Source organism: Vibrio sp. RC586 (genome assembly GCF_000176715.1).
In the GTDB taxonomy this organism is placed as follows: Bacteria; Pseudomonadota; Gammaproteobacteria; order Enterobacterales; family Vibrionaceae; genus Vibrio.
This window is the reverse complement of the sequence record NZ_ADBD01000013.1, coordinates 742,549-766,467: the sequence shown is the minus strand read 5'-3', so window position 1 is coordinate 766,467 and position 23,919 is coordinate 742,549. Positions and strand designations below refer to the sequence as shown.

The window sequence follows — 23,919 nt, the reverse complement described above, 5'->3', positions numbered from 1 at the left end:
CATGGGCCTTAAAAAGTTTCTTGAAGACATCGAGCATCATTTTGAGCCAGGCGGCAAACACGAGAAGTGGTTTGCTTTGTATGAAGCTGCGGCAACGCTGTTCTATACACCAGGTCTGGTTACAAAAAGAAGCTCACACGTACGTGATAGCGTCGACCTAAAACGTATCATGATCATGGTTTGGCTTGCAGTATTCCCAGCGATGTTCTGGGGTATGTACAATGCTGGCGGTCAAGCTATTGCTGCACTTAACCACCTTTACTCAGGTGATCAACTAGCCGCGATGGTGGCGGGTAACTGGCACTACTGGCTGACCGAAATGCTTGGCGGAACCATGTCAAGCGATGCCGGTTGGGGCAGTAAAATGCTGTTGGGTGCAACCTACTTCCTACCTATTTATGCCACTGTGTTTCTTGTGGGTGGTTTCTGGGAAGTGTTGTTCTGTATGGTGCGCAAGCATGAAGTCAACGAAGGTTTCTTCGTAACTTCGATTCTGTTTGCTCTGATTGTTCCGCCAACTCTGCCACTTTGGCAAGCCGCACTAGGTATTACCTTTGGTGTTGTGGTTGCTAAAGAAGTGTTTGGTGGTACAGGCCGTAACTTCCTTAACCCAGCGTTAGCTGGCCGTGCTTTCCTGTTCTTTGCTTACCCAGCACAGATTTCAGGTGACCTAGTATGGACTGCAGCGGATGGCTTCTCTGGTGCAACTGCACTGAGCCAATGGGCGCAAGGTGGTGCAGGTGCACTGATCAACAACGCGACTGGCCAAACGATTACTTGGATGGATGCTTTCATCGGTAACATCCCAGGCTCAATCGGTGAAGTTTCAACACTGGCACTGATGATTGGTGCGGCGTTCATCGTATACATGGGCATTGCTTCATGGCGCATTATCGGCGGCGTAATGATTGGTATGATTCTGCTGTCGACACTGTTTAACGTGATTGGCTCTGATACCAACGCAATGTTCAACATGCCTTGGCATTGGCACCTTGTTTTGGGTGGTTTTGCATTCGGTATGTTCTTCATGGCGACTGACCCAGTTTCAGCTTCCTTCACCAATGGTGGTAAGTGGGCTTACGGTATTCTGATTGGCGTAATGTGTGTGCTGATCCGTGTCGTGAACCCAGCGTACCCAGAAGGTATGATGCTGGCGATCCTATTCGCGAACCTATTTGCACCACTGTTTGATCACGTGGTTGTAGAGAGAAATATCAAGCGGAGATTAGCGCGCTATGGCAAGCAATAACGATAGCATTAAAAAGACGCTGTTTGTTGTTATCGCGTTGAGCCTAGTGTGCTCAATCATCGTATCGGCAGCGGCTGTCGGTCTGCGTGACAAGCAAAAAGAAAATGCAGCACTGGATAAGCAGAGCAAAATTCTGCAAGTAGCAGGCATTGAAGCGAAAGGCAGCAAACAAATCGTTGAGCAGTTCAATAAGAACATTGAACCACGTTTGGTTGACTTCACCACTGGTGATTTTGTTGAAGGTGATGCAGCAAACTACGATCAACGTAAAGCAGCAAAAGAAGCCTCTGAATCTATCAAGCTGACCGCTGAACAAGATAAGGCGAAGATCCAACGTCGTGCGAATGTTGGTGTGGTTTATCTCGTGAAAGACGGCGACAAAACTAGCAAGGTGATTCTGCCTGTACATGGTAACGGTCTATGGTCAATGATGTACGCGTTTGTAGCAGTAGAAACGGATGGTAACACCGTTTCAGGTTTGACCTACTACGAACAAGGCGAAACCCCTGGATTGGGTGGCGAAGTTGAAAATCCAGCTTGGCGTGCTCAATGGGTCGGTAAAAAGCTGTTTGATGAAAACCACAAACCTGCGATCAAGATTGTCAAAGGTGGTGCACCACAAGGTTCTGAGCATGGCGTAGACGGTCTGTCTGGCGCAACGCTGACCAGTAATGGTGTACAAAATACCTTCGACTTCTGGTTGGGTGATATGGGCTTTGGTCCATTCCTGACAAAAGTTCGTGACGGAGGTCTTAACTAATGTCTAGCGCAAAAGAGCTGAAAAAGAGTGTGTTAGCACCAGTTCTGGACAACAACCCGATTGCATTGCAAGTTCTGGGTGTGTGTTCTGCACTGGCGGTAACCACTAAGCTGGAAACGGCATTTGTTATGACGTTGGCGGTAATGTTTGTTACTGCATTGTCTAACTTCTTCGTTTCTCTGATCCGTAACCACATTCCTAACAGTGTACGTATTATTGTGCAGATGGCGATTATCGCTTCTTTAGTAATCGTGGTAGACCAGATCCTTAAAGCGTATCTGTACGATATCTCTAAGCAGCTATCGGTATTCGTTGGTCTGATTATCACCAACTGTATCGTAATGGGCCGTGCAGAAGCGTTTGCGATGAAGTCTGCGCCGATCCCTTCTTTCATTGATGGTATTGGCAATGGTTTAGGATATGGTTTCGTGCTGATGTCGGTTGGTTTCTTCCGTGAGCTTCTCGGCTCAGGCAAACTGTTTGGTTTGGAAATTCTACCTCTTATCAGTAATGGTGGTTGGTATCAGCCAAACGGCCTGATGCTACTCGCACCTTCAGCATTCTTCCTGATCGGCTTCATGATTTGGGCGATTCGTACGTTCAAACCAGAACAAGTAGAAGCGAAGGAGTAAGGTTGTCATGGAACATTATATTAGTCTGCTGGTGAAATCGATTTTCATCGAGAACATGGCACTCTCTTTCTTCTTAGGGATGTGTACATTCTTGGCAGTGTCGAAAAAAGTTAAGACATCATTCGGCTTAGGTATTGCGGTAATCGTAGTACTGACTATCTCTGTACCAGTCAACAATCTGGTGTATAACCTAGTGCTCAAGCCTGATGCACTGGTTGAAGGGGTAGATCTAAGCTTCCTGAACTTTATTACCTTTATCGGTGTTATTGCGGCATTAGTACAGATTCTGGAAATGATCCTCGATCGCTTCTTCCCGCCTCTGTATAACGCACTGGGCATCTTCCTACCATTGATCACAGTAAACTGTGCCATCTTTGGTGGTGTGTCTTTCATGGTGCAGCGCGACTACAACTTTGCTGAATCTGTGGTATACGGTTTCGGTTCTGGTGTGGGTTGGATGCTGGCTATAGTCGCTCTTGCAGGTATCCGTGAGAAGATGAAGTATTCAGACGTTCCTCCTGGTCTGCGTGGTTTGGGTATTACCTTTATCACCGCTGGCTTGATGGCGTTGGGCTTCATGTCATTCTCTGGTGTTCAACTGTAAGTCGGGTAAACCGCAGCAATAAAGGAATAGTTAATGTCTACTATTATTTTTGGTGTAGTGATGTTTACCCTGATTATACTGGCGTTGGTTTTGGTGATTCTGTTCGCCAAATCCAAGCTAGTACCAACAGGTGACATTACAATCTCAATCAATGGCGATCCTGAAAAAGCGATCGTAACCCAACCGGGTGGTAAGTTGCTGGGTGCATTGGCTGGTGCCGGTGTATTCGTATCTTCTGCTTGTGGTGGTGGTGGTTCATGCGGCCAATGCCGTGTAAAAATCAAATCGGGTGGCGGTGATATTCTGCCAACAGAACTGGATCACATCAGCAAAGGCGAAGCCCGTGAAGGCGAGCGTTTGGCGTGTCAGGTTGCTGTGAAAACCGATATGGATCTAGAACTGCCAGAAGAAATCTTTGGTGTGAAGAAGTGGGAATGTACGGTTATCTCTAACGATAATAAAGCCACGTTCATCAAAGAGCTGAAACTGCAGATTCCTGATGGCGAATCAGTACCGTTCCGTGCGGGTGGTTACATTCAGATTGAAGCGCCAGCGCACCACATCAAGTATGCTGATTTCGATGTGCCAGAAATGTATCGTGGTGATTGGGACAAGTTTAACTTGTTCCGTTATGAGTCTATCGTAAACGAAGATATCATCCGTGCTTACTCTATGGCGAACTATCCAGAAGAGTTCGGCATCATCATGCTGAACGTGCGTATCGCGACTCCGCCGCCAAATAATCCAAACGTGCCACCAGGCCAAATGTCTTCTTACATTTGGTCACTGAAAGCCGGTGATAAATGTACAATTTCTGGCCCATTCGGTGAGTTCTTCGCGAAAGACACTGATGCAGAAATGGTATTTATCGGTGGTGGTGCAGGTATGGCGCCAATGCGCTCGCATATCTTTGACCAGCTGAAGCGTCTGAAGTCTAAGCGTAAGATGTCTTACTGGTACGGTGCGCGTTCTAAGCGTGAAATGTTCTACGTAGAGGATTTCGATGGCCTAGCGGCTGAGAATGACAACTTCGTATGGCATTGTGCATTGTCGGATCCTCAACCAGAAGATAACTGGACGGGTTACACCGGTTTCATCCATAACGTGTTGTACGAAAACTATCTGCGTGACCATGAAGCACCAGAAGATTGTGAGTACTACATGTGTGGACCTCCGATGATGAACGCGGCAGTAATCAACATGCTGAAAAACCTTGGTGTAGAAGAGGAAAACATCCTACTGGATGACTTCGGTGGTTAATCGATAACTCACTACATCAAATGGCTGGCTCGTTTGAGTCAGCCATTGTTTTTTTACAAATCGGATATTGAAAGTGTCGATCTCATTACATGTAGCGTGCAGTAGTATCGGTATTTCCCATATCAATTTTTAACTCAAAGGAGTAAACAAGTGAGACATTGGCTTGTTGTATTAGCTTCTCTTCTCCTGCTTGCTGGTTGTGAAAAGCCGGTTGAGCAAGTGCATATTAGTGGCCCAACCATGGGAACCACTTACAACATTAAATACATTCAACAGCTGGGCATTGCGGATTCTAAAACACTGCAAACGGAGATCGATCGGCTCCTTGAAGAAGTGAACGATCAGATGTCGACGTATCGTAAAGACTCTGAATTAAGCCGTTTTAACCAGCACACTAGTGCGGAGCCGTTTACGGTTTCAACTCAAACCGCTACGGTTGTGAAAGAAGCGATCCGTTTAAACGGTCTGACTGAAGGAGCGCTAGATGTGACGGTAGGTCCTTTAGTCAACCTTTGGGGATTTGGCCCAGAAGCACGCCCTGATGTGGTACCGACTGATGAAGAGCTGAATACGCGCCGTGCAATCACGGGTATTGAGCATCTGATGGTGGAAGGTAATACACTGAGCAAAGATATTCCTGAGCTGTACGTTGATCTGTCTACCATTGCGAAGGGCTGGGGCGTTGATGTGGTAGCGGATTACATCCAATCCCAAGGTATTGAAAACTATATGGTTGAGATCGGTGGTGAAATTCGTTTGAAAGGATTGAACCGTGATGGGGTTGCTTGGCGAATTGCGATTGAAAAACCGAGTGTGGATGAACGCAGCGTTCAAGAGATCATCGAACCTGGTGATTATGCAATTGCAACATCCGGTGATTACCGTAACTACTTTGAGCAAGATGGCGTTCGTTATTCGCACATCATTGATCCCATTACAGGACGTCCAATTAATAACCGTGTGGTTTCTGTAACTGTGCTAGATAAATCCTGTATGACGGCTGATGGTTTAGCGACTGGTCTAATGGTGATGGGCGAAGAGCGTGGTATGGCGATCGCTGAAGCCAACCAGATCCCAGTCTTGATGATTGTAAAAACGGATGATGGTTTCAAAGAATACGCATCAAGCAGCTTTAAACCGTTTTTAAACAAGTAATAGTGAGCATAAAACAATGAACACATTTTTGATTACTTTTGGTTTCTTTCTTGCTGTTATTGCCGCTATGGCCGTTGGCTACATTTTCCAACGTAAAGTGGTGAAAGGGAGTTGTGGTGGGTTAGGTGCCGTAGGCATCGAAAAAGTGTGCAACTGCCCAGAACCTTGTGATGCACGCAAAAAGCGTGAAGCGAAGGCTGCTGCACGAGCAGAACGCCTTGCGGCTTGGGAAAAAGATCGCATTGCCTAATCAACTCAAATTCAAGTAAAAAGCTCGCCGTGGCGAGCTTTTTTTATAAGAGGCTTTTCTTGCTAGCAACATAATACCATACTGTTTAAATATACAGTTATGGTGTGCTATGCAAGATAGAATCCGAAAAATCATTCATGTCGACATGGACTGCTTTTTTGCTGCGGTAGAAATGCGGGATAATCCCGCATATCGCGATATCCCTCTGGCTGTGGGGGGACATGAAAAGCAACGTGGCGTGATCAGTACTTGTAACTATCAAGCACGAAAGTTCGGTGTTCGTTCGGCTATGCCTACGGCTCAAGCATTAAAGCTTTGTCCACAACTGCATGTTGTTCCTGGGCGTATGCAGATCTATAAAAATGTTTCGCGACAAATCCAAGCCATTTTCCAGCGCTACACCACGGTGATTGAGCCTCTTTCCCTAGACGAAGCTTATCTTGATGTTACAGCATCAACCGCGTATCAAGGCAGTGCAACGCTTATTGCTCAAGCGATTCGGCGTGATATCTGGCAAGAGCTGAATTTAACCGCTTCTGCTGGTGTTGCGCCCATCAAGTTTCTTGCCAAAGTGGCTTCAGATATCAATAAACCGGATGGCTTATATGTCGTGACTCCTGAGCAAGTTCAGGAAATAGTCGATAGCTTACCATTGGAAAAAATCCCCGGAGTAGGCAAGGTTGCTTTAGAGAAACTCCATCAAGCCGGCCTCTATGTTGGCGCTGATGTAAAAAATGCAGATTATCGTCAGATATTGCACCAATTTGGCCGTTTAGGGGCTTCTCTATGGAAAAAGAGTCACGGAATAGATGATCGTGAAGTGGTAACCGAACGTGAGCGTAAATCGGTGGGGGTTGAGTATACCTTTAGCCAAAATATCACAACGTACGAGGAATGTTGGCAGGTCATTGAGCGGAAACTCTACCCTGAATTAGATATGCGTTTGAGCCGAGCACACTCACAGCGAGCGATCATTAAGCAAGGTATCAAAGTGAAGTTTGCGGATTTTCAGTTGACGACAATAGAACATAATCATCCCTCCTTAGAGTTAAGTTACTTCCAGGAACTTTTGGAACAAGTGCTAACGCGCCAACAAGGGCGCGAAATTCGATTGTTAGGGTTGAGCGTGATGTTGAAACCAGAACTGCAAATGAAACAGCTGAGCATGTTTCCCAATGAATTGTTGTAGGTTGGAAAAGATTGTTACTTGATGAATTGAACAATAAATAGCAATTGAGTGTCACTTTTGACGATATATTGGCGTATGATTCATCGGGATTGATTATAGTTGGCAAAAAATCAGCCAGAGAACACCATGAAAAAACACCTTTTAGCTTTATCTTTATTAATGAGTTCATCCACATGGGCTGCACAGTGCCAAGTGGATATACAAAATGAAGTGCACCTGAATACTCAGCGAGTTGAAATATTACGCTCTAGCAGTGATAAAGCACTGATTGATAAGCAAAACAATCTTTATATACAAGGCAAAAAGATGGTTTTGTCAGCGGATCAACAAGCGGCGGTGAGACAATATCGAGAGCTGTTAACGAGCATGCTACCTAAAGCACAGCGTTGGGCGGATGACAGTTTGAAAGTGGCAAATCAATTAGTGGACGAGGTGGCAGTATCTTTAGAAGCTCCACAAGCTTTTGAGAATGTGAAAAAGTCGATGGCAACGTTTTTTGCGCAGGCTAAAGCTCTATATTTTAAAAATGGCGATCTGGTTGTCCCTGCTGAAACCTTTGAATCGATGCAAAATCGTTGGCAACAAGAGCTCTCCAGAGGCCGAGAAATGCTGACTCAGCAGTTTTTTGCCAGTGCATTTGATGTTATGGCGAATAAGATGCAGCAAGAAGGTGGGTTAAATTTGACTCAACTTGGTAAAAACATGGGAGATTTGAAAATCAAGTTGGATGAAAAGGTCAAAGAACAGACGGCGACCTTTGAAAAACAAGGGCAAGAGTGGTGTGACGCTCTCAATAAAATGACTCAGCAAGAACAGCAACTGCATAAAAAAATCCCTCAATTAAAGAACTATCAAGTTTTCACCATCTAAACTGAGAAGAGTGTAATTAGCACTCTTCTTTCTACTGGTAAGCTTTGTTATGACGATGGTGATATGAAATTAAATAACTTTAGCCTACGTTGGTTGACAACGCTTAATGCGTTGGCAGTGGTTGTGGGCTTCTTGGTGTTTTATCTAACCTTCAAATTTTTTTGGTCTCATGATCGCGATATTGAGCAGGCGTTGCAGTTGCAACAAGCCGAATTACAACGCGTTGAAACCATCATTTCATTAGAGCGTAAAGAAACGGGAGCTTCGTTAGCGGATTATGCCGCATGGGATGAGATGGCTGAGTTTATCGCTAAACCCACGAGTGAGTTTATTACCAGTAATATTGGTGACCATGCTTTCACTTCCCAATATCTAGATGGGATTTTCATTTTCGCCCCAGATCAAACTCTTATATGGGGTAAGAAATATGATTCATTTGTCGATCAAAGTGTTACTTACGATTATTTGCTGCCAGATTTCTCAGGGATTTTGCAGCAAGCTCATGCTTTGAGTAAGGAAAAAATATCGACGATGGTGCGCTACATCGTTGTGGGGGGAGAGCCTTATCTGGCCGCAACCGCGCGTGTGTGCAACAGTGAAGGTGAAGATTGTGACAAAGGCTATTTGATTTTTATTAAAAAAGTTCGAGCCCAATTTGCTAAGGTGGTTGAACAAGCGACAGGGGTGGATATTGAAGTTTTAACCTGCGAGAACGATTCACCATTACCCGCAGAAGAGCCTGATGTGTCATACATTAAACAATTGGATTACAGCGGTAATTCAAGTGTGTTGTTTAAAATTAACCATCAAGTGAAACATCCCGCTTTTATTCGCACGCAAGAAGTGGTGGCATTGTTCTCTTTTTCGTTGATGATGTATTTGATCAATTTACTGGTTGTACAGCGACTGGTTCGTCCAATTACTGCAGCAAATCAAGTGTTGCAACAGTTCAAAACATCAGGGGGGAAAATGCCTGATGCAAGCACATTTATCTCCTCTGAAATGAAAGAGTTTGCGGTTACGATCAATCGTATTGTTAGTCAACTTGATGAAAGTCAGCAGGTGTTACGTTGGCAGTCAGAGCATGATCCTTTAACGCGAATTTCAAATCGTCGCCATTTAGAAAAGCAGCTTAAAAGCTTTATGAACGATCGTCAGTATCCACATCTCGTTTTATATTTGATCGATATTGATTATTTCAAACGCTTTAATGACAGCTTTGGGCATCTTGCGGGGGATGAAGCCTTATGTTCCGTTGCCAATATCTTGCAATCATTAGAGTTTTTTGGAGATAAAATTGTCGCTCGTTTTGGGGGGGAAGAGTTTTGTGTTGTGCTCGCTTCTGAGAGTCCGTTCGATGCGGATCGGTTCGCACAGCAAATGCATGATAAAGTTGCTCAGCTTGCAATTGCCAATCCTGTCAATTCAACCTTTCAATCTCTCACCATTAGTATTGGTGCCGTATATGCCTCTTCGCCCCAAATGGAGTCTTACCTGTCTCTCTTTCATCAGGCTGATATGGCGCTTTACCATGCGAAAGAAAGTGGTAGAAACCGATATGTTGTGCGTTGGTTTGAATAAAAAACAAACAATCTTCCAGTGATTTTTTGATTCGAGTCGATAAAAATAAAGCGGCTGGACAATTTTTCAGCGAATGATTCTGCTTAAGATTGAGTCGGTCTGCGCTTTGTATTAATGTACTAGTCAACTAGTGTGTTGGTATCGTGTGAGTCGTCGTAATGGCACAAACAAATTCTCGTGAGACTTTCAGTTCTCGTCTTGGTTTTATCCTCGCTGCTGCTGGAGCAGCCGTTGGTTTAGGTAACATCTGGGGTTTCCCCACCCAAGCAGCTAGCAATGGTGGTGGCGCATTTCTATTGGTGTATCTGGTATTAATTTTTGTGGTTGCTTTCCCCATGTTGGTGGTTGAAATGGCAATCGGCCGTTATGGGCAGGCAAACCCTGTTGATAGCATGCGTGCATTAACACCGAATCCAACCGCAAAGAAAATCGGCGGATTAGTCGGTTGGATTGGGTTGAGTGTACCGAGTGCAGTGCTAGCCTTTTACAGCATTGTCGGAGGCTGGATTATCTGTTTCTTGCTAGGTGCGATGACGGATCTGTTTGGCCTAACAGCGGCGAGTGCTTGGCTGAAAGGTTTTAATGTTGAACGTAATCTGTTTGGTACCGTGGTTTTTTACGTGCTGACCATTTTGATTGTGCAAGGTGGAGTGAAAAAAGGGATTGAGCGTTGGTCAACCAGACTCATGCCAGCGCTGTTTGTGCTGTTTGCGGTGTTGTTTATTTACATCATGACGCAGCAAGGCGCACTGGACGGATTGAAGCATTATCTAATTCCTGATTTTGAAAAAGTGTTGGATCGTAAACTTATCCTAGCGGCGATGGGACAGGGATTCTTCTCATTAACCATTGGCGGATGTTCAATGCTGATCTACGGTTCTTATCTGAGCAAGAAAGAGAACCTGCCGAAAATGGCTATGAGTGTGACCTTGGTGGATACTGCAGTGGCTTTCATTGCGGGTTTGGTAGTGCTGCCTGCTATGTTTGTGGCCATGAATAAAGGGGTAGAGATTTACGCCCAAGATGGTTCTTTACTAAGCTCTGATACCTTGGTGTTTACTGTGTTACCCCTGATGTTTGATAGCTTAGGCATACTTGGGCAGATCTTTGCCATGGTATTTTTCCTTCTGCTGACTATCGCAGCATTGACTTCTTCAATCTCCATGCTTGAGTGTCCAGTGGCTTTAGTGGGTGAGCGTTTTAATACGCGCCGCACGCCAACCAGTTGGGTGCTGGGTAGCTTGATTGCGCTAGTAAGTGTAGTGATTGTATATAACTTTGGTGCGTTGTTTGGTTTGGTAGCAACGTTGGCGACGCAATACCTACAACCGACAGCTGCTCTGCTGTTCTGCCTGTTTGGTGGCTGGGTATGGCACCGTGATGCCAAAATGAAAGAGCTACAAGCGGGATTCCCTGAGTTGCAACAGAGCCTATTTGGCAAAATTTGGCCTTGGTATGTGAAATTTGTCTGTCCAATTTTGGTGGCCACGGTTATCTGGGCTTCGTTTGGTTAAGCACACTCATTTCAAATAATAAAGCCCTCGGTAGGAGGGCTTTTGCAATTCAGCTATTGCCGTATTTAGAGAGTGACAATATGCCCAGTGGTTAAGGGATCTAAATCGGCCTCGGTTAACTCTTCGATGAACTCTCCCACCACCTGCTCAATGATTTCATCATCTTGATGGAAATAGGCGAGATGGAATACGGCATCGCCTTCGTTAACCAAAGGAAGTGTTTGTTGGCCAATGACAATGCCACTCTTGTTAGCGCGGATTTCCACTTCCAGTTTGCCGAGCGGTGAGTTGATGTAAGCTAACACTTGGCCTTTCTCAACCTTATCTCCTAAGGAAACGAGTGTACGCAAAATGCCATCCGCCTCAGCGCGTAGCCAACTGGTGGATTTCGCAATCACAGAGGTGGGTGTTTTTTTGCGACTGGAACGGAGCATTCTAATCGCCTGCATCACTCGTTTAATGCCGATAATCCCAGCGTTAATCGCAATCGGGTCAAAACGCAGTGCTTCACCCGCTTCATAGGTTAATACTGGAATTTGCTGCTTTTCCGCTTCGCTACGCAGCGAGCCATCTCGTAAAGGTGAATCAATGATCACGGGAGTAGCAAATGCTTGCGCAATGCGCAGGGTTTCTTTGCTGCTTAAGTCCGCACGGATTTGTGGCAAGTTAGTCCGATGAATCGCGCCTGTATGCAGATCGAGAATGTAGTCACAACGCTCGGCGACTTGTGAAAAAAAGGTGTGTGCCATGCGCGAAGCTAATGAACCTCTTTCACTACCGGGAAAACAGCGGTTCAAGTCGCGACGATCAGGTAAGTAACGTGATTTATGAATAAAGCCGAAAACGTTGACTATAGGAACGGCAATCAATGTGCCTTTGAGTTTTTTTTCGTCGAGAGTGTTAAGTAGTTGGCGAATAATCTCCACACCGTTGAGTTCATCACCATGAATGGCGGCGTTGATCATCAACACTGGGCCAGGAGCTGAGCCATGGATAACTTCTATCGGAATGGAAAGAGGTGAGTCGGTATACAGTTTGGCAGCTTCGAGCTCGATTACTCGCCGAGATGAAGGGGGAATGGTTTCCCCCAAAAATAAAAAGTCGCTGTGCTTTTTAGCCTTTGCCACGTGTTTTAGTCCTTTTACTGGCTGCATTTTTCTCAATGAATTCCACAATCATTCCGGCAATGTCCTTGCCTGTTGCCGCTTCAATGCCTTCCAAGCCTGGAGATGAGTTAACTTCCATGACCAGTGGGCCGCGAGCGGAACGAAGCAGATCAACCCCCGCCACATTCAACCCCATGATTTTCGCAGCGTCAATCGCGGTTTTACGCTCTTGTGGTGTGATTTTAACTAGAGATGCAGTGCCACCACGGTGCAGGTTAGAGCGAAATTCTCCATCTGCTCCTTGACGTTTCATCGCCGCAATCACTTTATCGCCAATCACAAAGCAGCGAATATCAGCACCGCCTGCTTCTTTGATGTACTCTTGCACCATGATGTTGGCTTTGAGTCCCATAAAGGCTTCAATCACGCTTTCTGCTGCGGTACGTGTTTCGGCTAGCACAACACCGATACCTTGAGTGCCTTCCAGTAGTTTGATGACAACAGGAGCCCCCCCACCATATCGAGCAGGTCTTTCACATCATCAGGCTTACTTGCAAAACCGGTGATCGGCATACCAATACCGCGGCGAGACAGCAACTGCATAGAGCGCAGTTTGTCACGCGAACGAGTGATAGCGACTGACTCATTGGCTGGGTAAACACCCATCATTTCAAATTGACGCAACACTGCGGTGCCGTAAAAAGTGACCGAGGCGCCAATGCGTGGAATGATCGCATCAAAACCCGCTAACTCTTCGCCTTTGTAATGAATTTCCGGTTTTTCGGAGTTGATATTCATGTAGCAGCGCAAGGCATCAATGACACGAACCTCATGGCCTCGCTGTTTGCACGCTTCTATCAAACGCTTGGTTGAATACAGCGAAGCGTTACGCGACAGAATACCAATTTTCATTTACTCGGCTCCTCGAAAGGGATTAAAAAAGATTTTGTAGGATCAACCATGATTCGATGACGCATAGCCGTACGACCTAATAACATACGAAATGCCATGTTTTCCCGATTGGTCAAGGTGATCTCAATTGGCCAAGATTGGCCGCCAAAGCTAATTTCCGATCGAATGACGTAGCGTGTTTCTTCATGGCCGCCGGAATCGCGAACGACACGTTCGTCAATCACCGCCGCTTCACACTCATTCACTAACTCATCATTCTTTTGCATCGGATGGATCCAAAAACGAACCCATGGAGCTCCTTCCTTAGTAAAGCTCTCTACTTTGAACGCGTGCAAGCAAGACGTTCGGGCTCCAGTATCGATTTTCGCTTTAATGCGTTCAATACCTAACCCTGGAAGGCTGAGTTCCTCGCGCCATCCGACAATCATTTTTTCTTTCATCGCAATTTCATTAGTTTGAGAATTTCAGATACCGCTAAGGACAAGCAGCACCCTCGAAACAACCTGCATTTTGCACGTTGTCGCTTGAAGAGAGTTTGGTGAATAACTCTGGGAACTTCAAGGGGGCGAACTCTAGCAGCCAACCTTAAATTCAAGCTAATGAATTAAATTTTCCTTTTCGACAAAAAAAATTGATACAAAAAAGCCGAGTCATTGAACTCGGCTTTTTAAGGATTAGGCTTTTGCTGGAATGTTTGCTAACAATGCCACCATTTGTTGCCAGTAAAGATCTACGGTATCAATTTTTACTTTTTCATCCGGTGAATGTGGGAATTTGATGGTTGGACCGAAGGAAACCATATCCATATTTGGATAAGGTTTTTTGAACAGTCCACACTCAAGACCTGCATGGATCACCATAATGTTGGGTTTATGGCCGTAAATGCCTTCATACATATCACGGAAAATATGCATGATTTCTGAGTCAGCATCTGGCTTCCAGCCCGGATAAGCACCAGAAAGCTCAAGTTCAGCGCCTGCAAGTTCAGCGATTGATTTCAACATGCCTTCCACTTGGTGACGACCTGAATCCATCAATGAACGAATTAAGCACAGCACTTTGAACTGCGTAGCTTCAGTCGTGATCACGCCCACGTTCAGGGAGGTTTCTACCACTCCTGCGATGTCATCACTCATACGAATAACACCGTTCGGGCAGGCGTTTAGAGCGGCAATAAAGCGCTGTTGAGTTTGTGCGGTGAGCACTTCAGTGTGAAGTTCTTTGGCTTCAAGGAAAGATACCAAGTTGGTTTCTACTTTGCCTAGTTCTGCTTTGAGTAACTCAGTGTAGTAGCTAAATAGCGTTTCCAATTCGGCGACGCGATATTCAGGCAGAGCTACAGTAACAAAGGCTTCACGCGGGATTGCGTTACGTAGGCTGCCACCACGGAAATCGACCAGGCACAGATCTAATTCTTTGGCATGCCCAGCTAAAAAGCGCGCCATCAGTTTGTTGGCGTTGCCGCGGCCAGTGTGAATATCACAACCCGAGTGACCGCCTTTTAAACCTTTTAAGATCAACTGACGGCCAACATAACCTGCTGGAATAGCTTCACGTTCAATCGGGAAAGCAAATTCGGCGTTCACGCCGCCTGCACACCCCATGTAAACTTCACCTTCCTGCTCTGAGTCTGTGTTGAGCAGAATATCACCTTCTAACCAACCGTCTTTCAGGCCAAAAGCGCCTGTCATGCCTGCTTCTTCGTCAATGGTTAGCAGAACTTCAATTGGACCATGCTGAATATCTTTAGACGCTAAAACCGCAAGGCAAGAAGCCATACCAATACCGTTATCAGCCCCTAGAGTTGTACCTTTTGCAGTAACCCATTCACCATCGATATAAGCTTGAATCGGATCTTTCGTGAAGTCATGCACTGTGTCTTCATTTTTTTGCGGCACCATATCAATGTGCGCTTGAAGTACCACACCTTTACGATTTTCCATGCCCAGTGTCGCTGGCTTTTTGATAAAAACGTTACCAGTCTCATCACGACGAACGGGCAACCCTTGTTCTTTAGCCCAGTTGATAATGTACTGAGCTAACGCCTCTTCATGTTTTGAAGGGTGCGGAATAGAACAGATAGTGGCAAAAAATGGCCAAATCGGATTTGACGATAACTTACTGATTTCGGTTTGGAACTCAGACACAGATGACTCCTTACTGTAATTTTTCCCGTGTATCCTCTCTGCAGCGCTGAAATATGGTAGAGCATTCGGCTGTAGTAGGTAGGTACTTTCGGAGCACAGCATATCACTGTGCAAAGCAGTGGAGTAGGCTAAAAGTGTTGGGAAAACCGGTTTTACTGATAGATCAATACAGGATTTGGCATGTAGATGTCGTTGAGTGGCTTAAGTTAAATGCATCAGAATACATCTGTGTGTAATCTAATTTTATAGTCCTGTAATTTAATTACCTTAATATTATGCCATAGATCAAATAAATTCATTTTTGTGATTTTAATCACTATTTTTATTGTAATTAATTTTCTTGGTGGTATATTTATGTACAACTTCGCTAGTGAAGAGAAAATGCTCAAAGGATGAGTCCGATTTATCGCCTCCAAGGAACCGAGAAATCAAGTAAATAGTTTTGATTTTAATGGTGATAGTTATGAATAAAGGTTTATCGTCTGTAATGTTCTGGAACCAGCACGCTGTGTACACCGGTAACTTTGCATACCCCCGTAGCTTCGGCTACTGATACGCAATCTTTGCGTCTCGAACAAGTTTTGTTCACCCCTTAATTAGAATTTATTGACAACCAATTTGGTTGATATGATTCACCGCCATCTCACTTGAGGTGGCGTTTTTTTATGTCTAAAAACTCCCTCATTAGATACTGCTCGCAAGATTTTGTTGGCATTGGTCTATTTGCCTATCCACGCATCGACCTTTTTCCCTTTTGCTTAGAAAACCCTCACTCAGTCTGAATTGTGTCTGGAATTTGTTTTTTGATAACTTTATAATCGCCGCCAATCGTTTACGCAACCGTTTACTTTTTTACCACTAAAGGATTCGAACATGCTGGAAAAGCTTTTTAAACTCAGTGAATATCGCACAAACGTGCGCACTGAGGTCCTCGCGGGTGTCACCACCTTTTTGACGATGGCTTACATCATTTTTGTAAACCCAGCGATTTTGTCGGATGCCGGAATGGATCGCGGTGCCGTTTTTGTTGCGACTTGTTTAGCGGCGGCGATTGGCTGTTTCATCATGGGTTTTGTCGCAAACTATCCGATTGCTCAAGCGCCAGGTATGGGGCTAAATGCCTTTTTTACTTACGGTGTGGTTTTGGGCATGGGGCATACATGGCAAGTTGCACTCGCAGCGGTATTCTGCTCAGGTGTGCTGTTTATCCTGCTCAGCTTGTTTAAAATCCGTGAGTGGATCATCAACTCAATTCCACATTCTTTACGCACCGGTATTTCGGCGGGTATTGGTTTGTTTTTGGCGTTCATCGCACTAAAAAATGCGGGTATCGTAGTCGATAATCCAGCGACGCTGGTTTCTCTAGGTGCTATTACATCACTGCACGCTGTGTTGGCTGCTGTAGGTTTCTTCCTGACTATTGGTTTAGTGTATCGCGGTGTGAAAGGGGCCGTGATGATCGCTATTTTAGCGGTAACGGGGCTTGGTTTGGTGTTTGGTGATGTGCAGTGGGGCGGCATTGTTTCTGCGCCACCAAGCATTGCGCCAACCTTCATGCAATTGGATTTCTCTGCTGTATTTGAGCTGGGAATGATTTCAGTGGTGTTTGCTTTCTTGTTTGTTGACCTGTTTGACACGGCTGGCACTTTGGTTGGCGTGGCAACTAAAGCGGATTTGATTGAAAAAGATGGCAAAATCCCACGCCTGAACCGCGCTCTTTTAGCTGACTCTACGGCAACTTCTGTAGGTGCTTTGTTGGGTACATCTAACACCACTTCTTATATTGAAAGTGTCTCTGGTGTAGCTGTGGGTGGCCGTACTGGGTTAACGGCTGTGGTGGTTGGCATTTTGTTCCTTCTTGCATTATTCTTCTCGCCATTAGCGGGTATGATCCCTGCTTATGCAACGGCCGGCGCACTTTTTTATGTTGCTATTCTGATGTTGTCTGGTTTAGTGAGCATTGATTGGCGTGACCTGACTGAAGCGGCACCCACTGTTGTTACCTGTTTGATGATGCCTCTGACATTCTCGATTGCTGAAGGTATCTCACTGGGTTTCATTGCTTATGCAGCAATCAAACTCTTCAGTGGTAAAGGACGCAGCGTTTCTCTCAGTGTTTGGGTCATGGCGGCGATTTTTGTCATCAAGTACATTGCAGCTGCGTAATAGAAGAAGTTATAAAATTTCAATTTAGGTTTATCACATGAGCAAAAAATTCGTTATCACCTGGGACAATATGCAGCATTACTGTCGTGAACTTGCACAACGTCAAATGCCAGCAGAACAATGGAAAGGTATCTTGGGTGTCAGCCGTGGAGGCTTAGTTCCTGCAGCCATTCTCGCTCGTGAGTTGGGTATTCGTTATGTTGATACGGTATGTATCTCTAGCTATGACCACGATCACCAGCGTGATATGACCGTGCTAAAAGCGCCAGAGCATGACGGAGAAGGTTTCCTGATCATTGATGATTTGGTGGATAGCGGCGATACCGCGCGTAAAATCCGTGAAATGTATCCAAAAGCTAAATTTGTTACTGTTTGTGCTAAACCAGCAGGTAAAGACTTGGTTGACGAATATGTGGTTGATATCCCTCAAGACACATGGATTGAGCAACCATGGGATATGGTGTTGTCCTACGTTGAGCCAGTCAATCGTAAGCAGAAGTAGTCTTTTTGTGCAGAATTTGAAAATGACCCTTTCAAGGGTCATTTTTTTTTACTACTGTTAGCCCAACTTAGCGTAACGCCAGTAATAGAGACTTACCATGTCCGAAGCGATCAGCAAAAACCTGTCTGAGACCCTGTTTCAAAATCACAAACAAGCGAAAGAGACTTCTTCGTTGACCCAATATATGCCGAGCAGTTTGGAGCTGTTAGACGCTCGCCGTGAACAATCTTCTTCTGCTTGGTATCGCAATTTACGTCGTTTGCAATGGGTGTGGCAGGGGCTTGATCCTGTTGAGCAGGAAGAGGTTCTCGCACGGATTGCGTCATCTACTCATTCGCGTACTCATGATGAATGGTTAGATACCGTAATGGGTTACCGTAGTGGTAACTGGACTTATGAGTGGACTCGGGTTGGCATGCTGCACCAAAAGCAAGCGGCTGAACGTCAAGGCGAAGAGGCGGCGGATGAAATGTTCACTGCTGCTCTGTGTTATAGCATCGCAGGCTACCCTCATCTCAAAAACGATAACTTGGCTCTCCAAGCGCAAGTATTGGCGAACAATGCCTATCAAGAGGGCGCAAAACTCACTGGTTTTGTTGTGAAACGTTTGGAGTTCTCCTACCAAAACAAAAAAATCGCTGGCTATTTGCATTTGAAAAATACTGATTCCCCTAAACCTGTGGTGATTGTTAGCGCTGGTTTGGACAGCTTGCAAACCGATATGTGGCGTCTGTTTCGCGATTATTTTGCCAAACGAGACATCGCTATGCTGACGATTGATATGCCATCACTAGGAGCAAGCTCGCAATGGCCGCTGACGGAAGACTCTTCTTGTTTGCATCAAGCTGTGCTGAATCAGTTAGCAGATCTGCCTTGGGTGGATCATTTCCGTGTCGGGTTGATTGGTTTTCGATTTGGCGGTAATGCGATGGCACGTCTTGCATTTCTAGAGTCGGAAAAAATCAAAGCGTGTGTCGCATTAGGGGCTCCGATCCACGATATTTTCACCTCACCGAACAAATTGGCGGGGATGCCGAAAATGTATCTCGATGTTCTGGCTTCACGCTTAGGTAAAAATGTAGTGGATGTGCGCAGCCTAGCGGGACAATTAATGGCTTGGTCACTGAAAATACAAGGTTTTATGTCTGGCCGAAGAACGAAAACACCAATTTTAGCACTCGGGTTAGAAGGGGATCCGGTGTCACCTTATTCAGACAACCAACTTGTGGCACTCTTTAGCCACGGTGGACAAGCCAAGAAAGTAAAAAGTAAAACCATTTCACAGGGATATGAGCAATCCCTCGATTTGGCAATAAACTGGCTAGAAGATGAACTTTGTAAGTGACATTTCCGTAAAATTCATCAAGATTAATTATTAAGTGGCGAATATTTGTTCGCCCAATAACAAAATAAAACGATTCTTGATTGCTGCTTATGGAGATGAACTATGTCAGAGATGACCAAAGCCCCCACCCACTATCGTCTGCTTTCCGCTCTGAAAGCCATTGGTCCTTACTTGCGTGAAGGGCAGTGTAGTGATCGATTCTACTTGTTTGATTGTCTCGCCTCTTGCGTTAACGATAAAAAGTCCCCTGAGAAACGTGAATTTTGGGGCTGGTGGATGGAATTAAGCCAAAATGAGCAAGAGATGTCCGCTTGCTACCATATCGGCCGTTATACTTTAGCTGGAGATTGGATAGCGGAAGAGATTCCTGAAGTGGCACAAAACGAAGTGAAGCACACACAGGCTGAATTTCACAAAAAGTTGGAGAAAACGTTACGCGAACGTTTCGAAATGACCTTAGCTGTTGCTAGCGAGTCAGCCGATTTTGCTTAATTGACCCAGTTCAATCGTTAACCTAAAGAAAAAGGTGCTTTTGCACCTTTTTCTGCTTGTGCAATGCAGTGCGGATTGCTAAAACATCGTCTCTTAAAGTTTTTCTCGACAGAAGCAATCATGACTACAAATCAACGAAGCGTAACGGCTCCACAAACGGTTGTTGTGAAGCTGGGAACCAGTGTTCTGACCGGTGGTACCCTTGCACTGGATCGAGCTCATATGGTTGAGCTTGCACGCCAGTGTGCAGAACTGAAAAAACAAGGTCACTCAGTAGTGATCGTGACTTCGGGTGCCATTGCGGCAGGCCGTGAGCACTTAGGTTACCCTGCGCTGCCCAACGCGATCTCTAGCAAGCAACTGCTGGCGGCCGTTGGGCAAAGTCGTTTGATTCAAGTATGGGAATCGCTGTTTGCGATTTACGGTATCAAAATTGGTCAAATGCTGCTGACGCGCGCTGATCTTGATGATCGCGAACGTTTCCTCAATGCGCGTGACACCATCAATGCTTTGGTTGAAAACGGCATTGTGCCAGTGGTCAATGAAAATGATGCAGTGGCGACCAACGAAATCAAAGTCGGTGACAACGACAACCTATCGGCATTGGTCGGTATCTTGTGTGGCGCAGACAAGCTGCTGCTACTGACCGATCAAAAAGGCTTGTTCACCGCCGATCCGCGTAAAGATCCTAATGCCCAACTGATCAAAGAAGTGACCACCATTGATGACACACTGCGCAAAATTGCCGGTGGCAGTGGTACCACACTTGGTACCGGTGGCATGGCAACTAAGCTGCAAGCGGCTGACATTGCCCGCCGTGCAGGGATTGAAGTGATCATTGCGGCAGGTCGCGCACCCAATGTGATTTTTGACTCGTTGAGCAACGAGCCACAAGGCACGCGCTTCTTGGCCTTAGAAGAAGCCTTAGAAAACCGTAAACGCTGGATTTTAGCAGGGCCCGCTGCTTCTGGTGACATAGTGATTGATGATGGCGCGGTGAAAGCGGTACTCAACAAAGGTAGTAGTTTGCTGGCGAAAGGGGTGGTTCGTGTGCAAGGCCACTTCAATCGTGGTGAAGTAGTGCGTGTATTGGATAAACACAACCATCTGGTCGCGCGTGGCATCTCAGCCTACGCACATGATGCTTTAGCGGAAATCGCGGGTAAGCACAGTAAAGAGATCATCGATATTTTAGGCTACGATCACGGCTCAGAAGTGATCCACCGCGACGATATGGTCGTGATTCAAGAATAGAGGAGAGAATGATGGATTTAACCGTACTCGGTAAAGCGGCCAAAGCGGCCTCTTTCCAATTGGCAACGGCCAGTACCGCGCAAAAAAATCAGGCTCTCGCCATTATGGCCGAACAGCTGGAAGCACAAAGCGCGAGCATTCTCGCAGCGAACGCTAAAGATATTGCATTAGGGCGCGAAGCGGGGCTGTCTGATGCCATGCTGGATCGTTTGCTGCTTAATGAGTCTCGCTTGCAAGCGATCGCCAACGATGTGCGTAACGTGATTAAGTTGAACGATCCAGTGGGCGGCGAAATCGATAGTCGTGTGCTGGAAAATGGTATGTCACTGGCGCGTCGCCGTGTGCCACTTGGCGTAGTTGGCGTGATTTATGAAGCCCGCCCGAACGTTACCATTGATATTGCTGCGCTGTGTTTGAAAACAGGGAACGCAGCGATTCTGCGTGGTGGCAAAGAGACCTTTTTCTCTAACATGGAACTGGTCAAAGTGATCCAGTCTGCGCTTGACAAAGCGGGCTTGCCTGCAGCATCGGTACAGTACATTGAAAAGCCGGATCGAGAATTGGTCACTCAACTACTGAAAATGGACGATTATGTCGACATGATCATCCCACGTGGCGGTGCGGGCCTGCACAAAATGTGCAAAGAAAACAGCACTGTGCCAGTGATCATCGGTGGATTTGGTATCAGCCACATTTTCGTGGATGAAAGTGCCGATCTGGATAAATCCGTTGCCGTGATTGAAAATGCCAAAGTACAACGCCCTTCAGCATGTAATGCATTGGATACTTTATTGGTGCACCAAGCGATTGCCAAACCGTTACTGGAAAAATTGGTCGCAAAATTGAATGGCAAAGTGGCGTTTGTTGCTGAGCCAAAAGCTAAGGCATTGATGAGTTCAGCAGCCGATCTGCGCGATGCGCAAGACGGAGATTTTGATACTGAATGGCTCAGCTACACCTTAGGGGTGAAAGTGGTGCAAGACGTACAAGAAGCTATCGATCACATGCGTGAACACAATGCGAGCCACTCTGATGCGATCATGACCAACGATCTCTACAATGCTGAGCTGTTTGTGAATACCGCCGGTTCTGCAGCGGTGTATGTCAACGCTTCAACTCGTTTTACGGATGGTGCACAATTTGGTTTAGGCGCAGAAGTTGCGGTCTCCACGCAAAAACTGCACGCGCGTGGTCCTATGGGGCTGGAAGAACTCACCAGTTACAAATGGGTTGGTAAGGCTAATTATCTGTCTCGCAGCTAAAAAATCTCAATAAGATGTGATGTAAAGGGGCTTCATGCCCCTTTTTCTTTGGCTCTCAACAGCACATCGGCTACACTGATTGCCTTGTTATGGAGGTAATATGCATTGTCCTTTCTGTTCTGAAAACGATACCAAAGTGATCGATTCACGTCTGGTGGCTGACGGACATCAAGTACGCCGTCGTCGTCAGTGTCTAGGTTGTAATGAGCGCTTTACCACTTTTGAAAGCGCGGAATTAGTGATGCCGCGTGTGATTAAATCGAACGGTAATCGCGAGCCATTTGATGAAGAGAAAATGATTGGCGGTCTGCAACGAGCCTTAGAAAAACGCCCTGTCAGCGCGGATGCGATCGAACTGGCGATCAGCACTATCAAATCCAAGTTGCGCGCCACTGGCGAGCGTGAAGTGCCGAGTAAACTGATTGGTAACTTGGTGATGGAGCAATTAAAAGTGCTAGATAAAGTGGCCTATATCCGTTTTGCTTCCGTATATCGTAGCTTTGAAGATGTACGAGAGTTTGGTGAAGAGATCGCCAAGCTACAGGATTAATGCACCGCGACTATGCCTATGTTTACCTCTTTTGATCATCAAATGATGTCTCGCGCGATTGAATTAGCGTGGCGTGGACGTTTTACCACTTCTCCTAATCCTAATGTCGGCTGCGTGATCACTCGCGGCGAGCAGATTGTGGGCGAAGGCTTCCATTTTCGAGCAGGCGAGCCCCATGCTGAAGTGCATGCGATGCGCCAAGCGGGCGAGCTGACTCGCGGTGCTACTGCTTATGTTACTTTAGAGCCTTGCTCTCATTACGGCCGCACTCCACCGTGTGCTGAAGGCCTTGTCAAGGCTGGAGTGGCAAAAGTGATTTGCGCGATGCAAGACCCTAATCCGCAAGTGGCTGGACGTGGCGTACAAATGTTGCGTGATGCTGGCATTGAGGTTGAAGTAGGGTTGCTTGAAGCCGATGCGCGAGCACTGAACCGTGGTTTCCTGAAACGTATGGAAACCGGCATGCCTTATGTGCAGCTTAAAATGGCGGCCAGTCTCGATGGTCAAACCGCGCTCGCGAACGGTAAAAGTCAGTGGATCACCTCTCCCGCTGCGCGTAAAGATGTGCAGTGTTTTCGCGCGCAAGCCAGCGCGATTCTTTCTACGAGTCAAACGGTGCTTGCGGATAACGCTTCACTGGCAGTGCGTTGGCACGATTTACCGAAATCGGTACAAGCGCAATACGCTGAAACAGATTTGCGTCAGCCTCTTCGCGTCATTTTGGATCGTCAACATCAATTGCATCCAGAGTTAGCGCTATACCAAACACCTTCACCCGTGCTGCGAGTTGCCAGTGAGAATGCCGATCTCTGTATTTCTACTGAGAATGGAAAGCTTGATTTGCGTGAGCTTTTGGCGCAACTGGCTCAGCAACACAATGTGAATCAAGTGTGGGTGGAAGCGGGTAGCCAACTGGCTCAATCATTGATTGAGCAAAAGTTGGTGGATGAAATTATTCTCTATTTAGCGCCGAAACTGATGGGCAGTGATGGCCGTGGTTTATTTGGCGCGCTCGGTTTGACAGAGATGGCTGAGGCCATTGAACTCAAAATTGAAGATTGTCGAATGGTGGGGGCGGATCTGCGGATCATCGCCACCCCAAAATCAAAAGATTAACAC

22 protein-coding genes and 1 pseudogene are annotated in these 23,919 nt (G+C 46.1%); 19 read left to right on the top strand and 4 right to left on the bottom strand.

Going from position 1 to position 23,919, the window contains the following annotated elements:
* Position 1 precedes the first annotated feature (1 nt).
* From VOA_RS02040 to VOA_RS02090, 11 genes are all read left to right on the top strand, one after another.
* Positions 2–1,249 (top strand): NADH:ubiquinone reductase (Na(+)-transporting) subunit B, encoded by a 1,248-nt coding sequence (locus VOA_RS02040; RefSeq protein WP_000523295.1) that lies wholly within the window; start codon positions 2–4, stop codon positions 1,247–1,249.
* Positions 1,236–2,009: a Na(+)-translocating NADH-quinone reductase subunit C gene (locus VOA_RS02045; RefSeq protein ID WP_000157909.1), complete on the top strand. Its 774-nt coding sequence runs from the start codon at positions 1,236–1,238 to the stop codon at positions 2,007–2,009. Before VOA_RS02040 ends, VOA_RS02045 begins: the two co-directional genes overlap by 14 nt.
* Complete coding sequence (locus tag VOA_RS02050) at positions 2,009–2,641, top strand: NADH:ubiquinone reductase (Na(+)-transporting) subunit D (protein ID WP_000092892.1); 633 nt, start codon at positions 2,009–2,011, stop codon at positions 2,639–2,641. The genes VOA_RS02045 and VOA_RS02050 overlap by 1 nt, the downstream gene beginning before the upstream one ends.
* A 7-nt stretch (positions 2,642–2,648) precedes the next feature.
* Entirely contained in the window at positions 2,649–3,245 is a 597-nt protein-coding gene (nqrE, locus tag VOA_RS02055) for an NADH:ubiquinone reductase (Na(+)-transporting) subunit E (RefSeq protein WP_000401431.1), read from the top strand.
* 33 nt (positions 3,246–3,278) lie between these two features.
* Positions 3,279–4,505, top strand: coding sequence for an NADH:ubiquinone reductase (Na(+)-transporting) subunit F (gene nqrF, locus VOA_RS02060; protein WP_000103960.1), 1,227 nt, complete (start codon positions 3,279–3,281; stop codon positions 4,503–4,505).
* A 150-nt stretch (positions 4,506–4,655) separates the two neighbouring features.
* A complete protein-coding gene (locus tag VOA_RS02065) occupies positions 4,656–5,660 on the top strand; it encodes an FAD:protein FMN transferase (RefSeq protein ID WP_001216666.1) in 1,005 nt (334 codons plus the stop codon).
* A gap of 16 nt (positions 5,661–5,676) precedes the next feature.
* Positions 5,677–5,910 carry a (Na+)-NQR maturation NqrM gene (gene nqrM / locus VOA_RS02070; protein WP_001091359.1) on the top strand — a complete coding sequence of 78 codons (234 nt, stop codon included), beginning with the start codon at positions 5,677–5,679 and terminating at the stop codon, positions 5,908–5,910.
* 109 nt (positions 5,911–6,019) lie between these two features.
* Positions 6,020–7,099, top strand: a complete 1,080-nt coding sequence (gene dinB, locus VOA_RS02075) for a DNA polymerase IV (protein ID WP_001153982.1) — start codon at positions 6,020–6,022, stop codon at positions 7,097–7,099.
* 99 nt (positions 7,100–7,198) lie between these two features.
* On the top strand, positions 7,199–7,969 hold the full coding sequence (locus VOA_RS02080; RefSeq protein ID WP_001107551.1) for a YggN family protein: 771 nt from the start codon (positions 7,199–7,201) through the stop codon (positions 7,967–7,969).
* Between the two features lie 63 nt (positions 7,970–8,032).
* Positions 8,033–9,550 (top strand): diguanylate cyclase, encoded by a 1,518-nt coding sequence (locus VOA_RS02085; protein ID WP_000773905.1) that lies wholly within the window; start codon positions 8,033–8,035, stop codon positions 9,548–9,550.
* Positions 9,551–9,708: 158 nt separating this feature from the next.
* Entirely contained in the window at positions 9,709–11,064 is a 1,356-nt protein-coding gene (locus tag VOA_RS02090) for a sodium-dependent transporter (protein ID WP_000079478.1), read from the top strand.
* Between the two features lie 65 nt (positions 11,065–11,129).
* On the opposite strand, the gene VOA_RS02095 is transcribed toward VOA_RS02090, so the two are convergent.
* The 4 genes and pseudogenes from VOA_RS02095 to VOA_RS02100 form a co-directional block, all read right to left on the bottom strand.
* The gene (locus VOA_RS02095) at positions 11,130–12,218 is read right to left on the bottom strand and encodes a succinylglutamate desuccinylase/aspartoacylase family protein (RefSeq protein ID WP_009356162.1); all 1,089 of its coding nucleotides are present in this window, start codon (positions 12,216–12,218) and stop codon (positions 11,130–11,132) included.
* Positions 12,178–13,082, bottom strand: a pseudogene (gene rimK, locus VOA_RS0118705) (30S ribosomal protein S6--L-glutamate ligase). The gene VOA_RS02095 and the pseudogene rimK overlap by 41 nt, the downstream one beginning before the upstream one ends.
* Positions 13,079–13,522: an ATP-dependent zinc protease family protein gene (locus VOA_RS0118700; RefSeq protein WP_000660267.1), complete on the bottom strand. Its 444-nt coding sequence runs from the start codon at positions 13,520–13,522 to the stop codon at positions 13,079–13,081. Before VOA_RS0118700 ends, rimK begins: the two are co-directional and overlap by 4 nt.
* A 234-nt stretch (positions 13,523–13,756) precedes the next feature.
* On the bottom strand, positions 13,757–15,229 hold the full coding sequence (locus VOA_RS02100; RefSeq protein WP_001288792.1) for an aminoacyl-histidine dipeptidase: 1,473 nt from the start codon (positions 15,227–15,229) through the stop codon (positions 13,757–13,759).
* Positions 15,230–16,102: 873 nt separating this feature from the next.
* On the opposite strand from VOA_RS02100, the gene VOA_RS02105 reads away from it, so the two are divergent.
* From VOA_RS02105 to ribD, 8 genes are all read left to right on the top strand, one after another.
* Entirely contained in the window at positions 16,103–17,395 is a 1,293-nt protein-coding gene (locus VOA_RS02105) for an NCS2 family permease (protein WP_000890422.1), read from the top strand.
* Positions 17,396–17,432: 37 nt separating this feature from the next.
* Positions 17,433–17,897 (top strand): xanthine phosphoribosyltransferase, encoded by a 465-nt coding sequence (gpt, locus tag VOA_RS02110; RefSeq protein WP_000037415.1) that lies wholly within the window; start codon positions 17,433–17,435, stop codon positions 17,895–17,897.
* A 97-nt stretch (positions 17,898–17,994) separates the two neighbouring features.
* Positions 17,995–19,242 carry an esterase FrsA gene (gene frsA / locus VOA_RS02115; protein ID WP_001287334.1) on the top strand — a complete coding sequence of 416 codons (1,248 nt, stop codon included), beginning with the start codon at positions 17,995–17,997 and terminating at the stop codon, positions 19,240–19,242.
* Positions 19,243–19,344: 102 nt separating this feature from the next.
* Positions 19,345–19,734 (top strand): sigma factor-binding protein Crl, encoded by a 390-nt coding sequence (gene crl / locus VOA_RS02120; RefSeq protein ID WP_001293323.1) that lies wholly within the window; start codon positions 19,345–19,347, stop codon positions 19,732–19,734.
* 120 nt (positions 19,735–19,854) lie between these two features.
* Positions 19,855–20,988, top strand: a complete 1,134-nt coding sequence (gene proB, locus VOA_RS02125) for a glutamate 5-kinase (protein WP_000210578.1) — start codon at positions 19,855–19,857, stop codon at positions 20,986–20,988.
* A gap of 11 nt (positions 20,989–20,999) precedes the next feature.
* Positions 21,000–22,250: a glutamate-5-semialdehyde dehydrogenase gene (locus VOA_RS02130; RefSeq protein ID WP_000366571.1), complete on the top strand. Its 1,251-nt coding sequence runs from the start codon at positions 21,000–21,002 to the stop codon at positions 22,248–22,250.
* Between the two features lie 100 nt (positions 22,251–22,350).
* Positions 22,351–22,800, top strand: coding sequence for a transcriptional regulator NrdR (gene nrdR, locus VOA_RS02135; protein ID WP_000543546.1), 450 nt, complete (start codon positions 22,351–22,353; stop codon positions 22,798–22,800).
* 12 nt (positions 22,801–22,812) lie between these two features.
* Complete coding sequence (gene ribD / locus VOA_RS02140) at positions 22,813–23,916, top strand: bifunctional diaminohydroxyphosphoribosylaminopyrimidine deaminase/5-amino-6-(5-phosphoribosylamino)uracil reductase RibD (protein WP_001132001.1); 1,104 nt, start codon at positions 22,813–22,815, stop codon at positions 23,914–23,916.
* Positions 23,917–23,919: the final 3 nt, after the last annotated feature.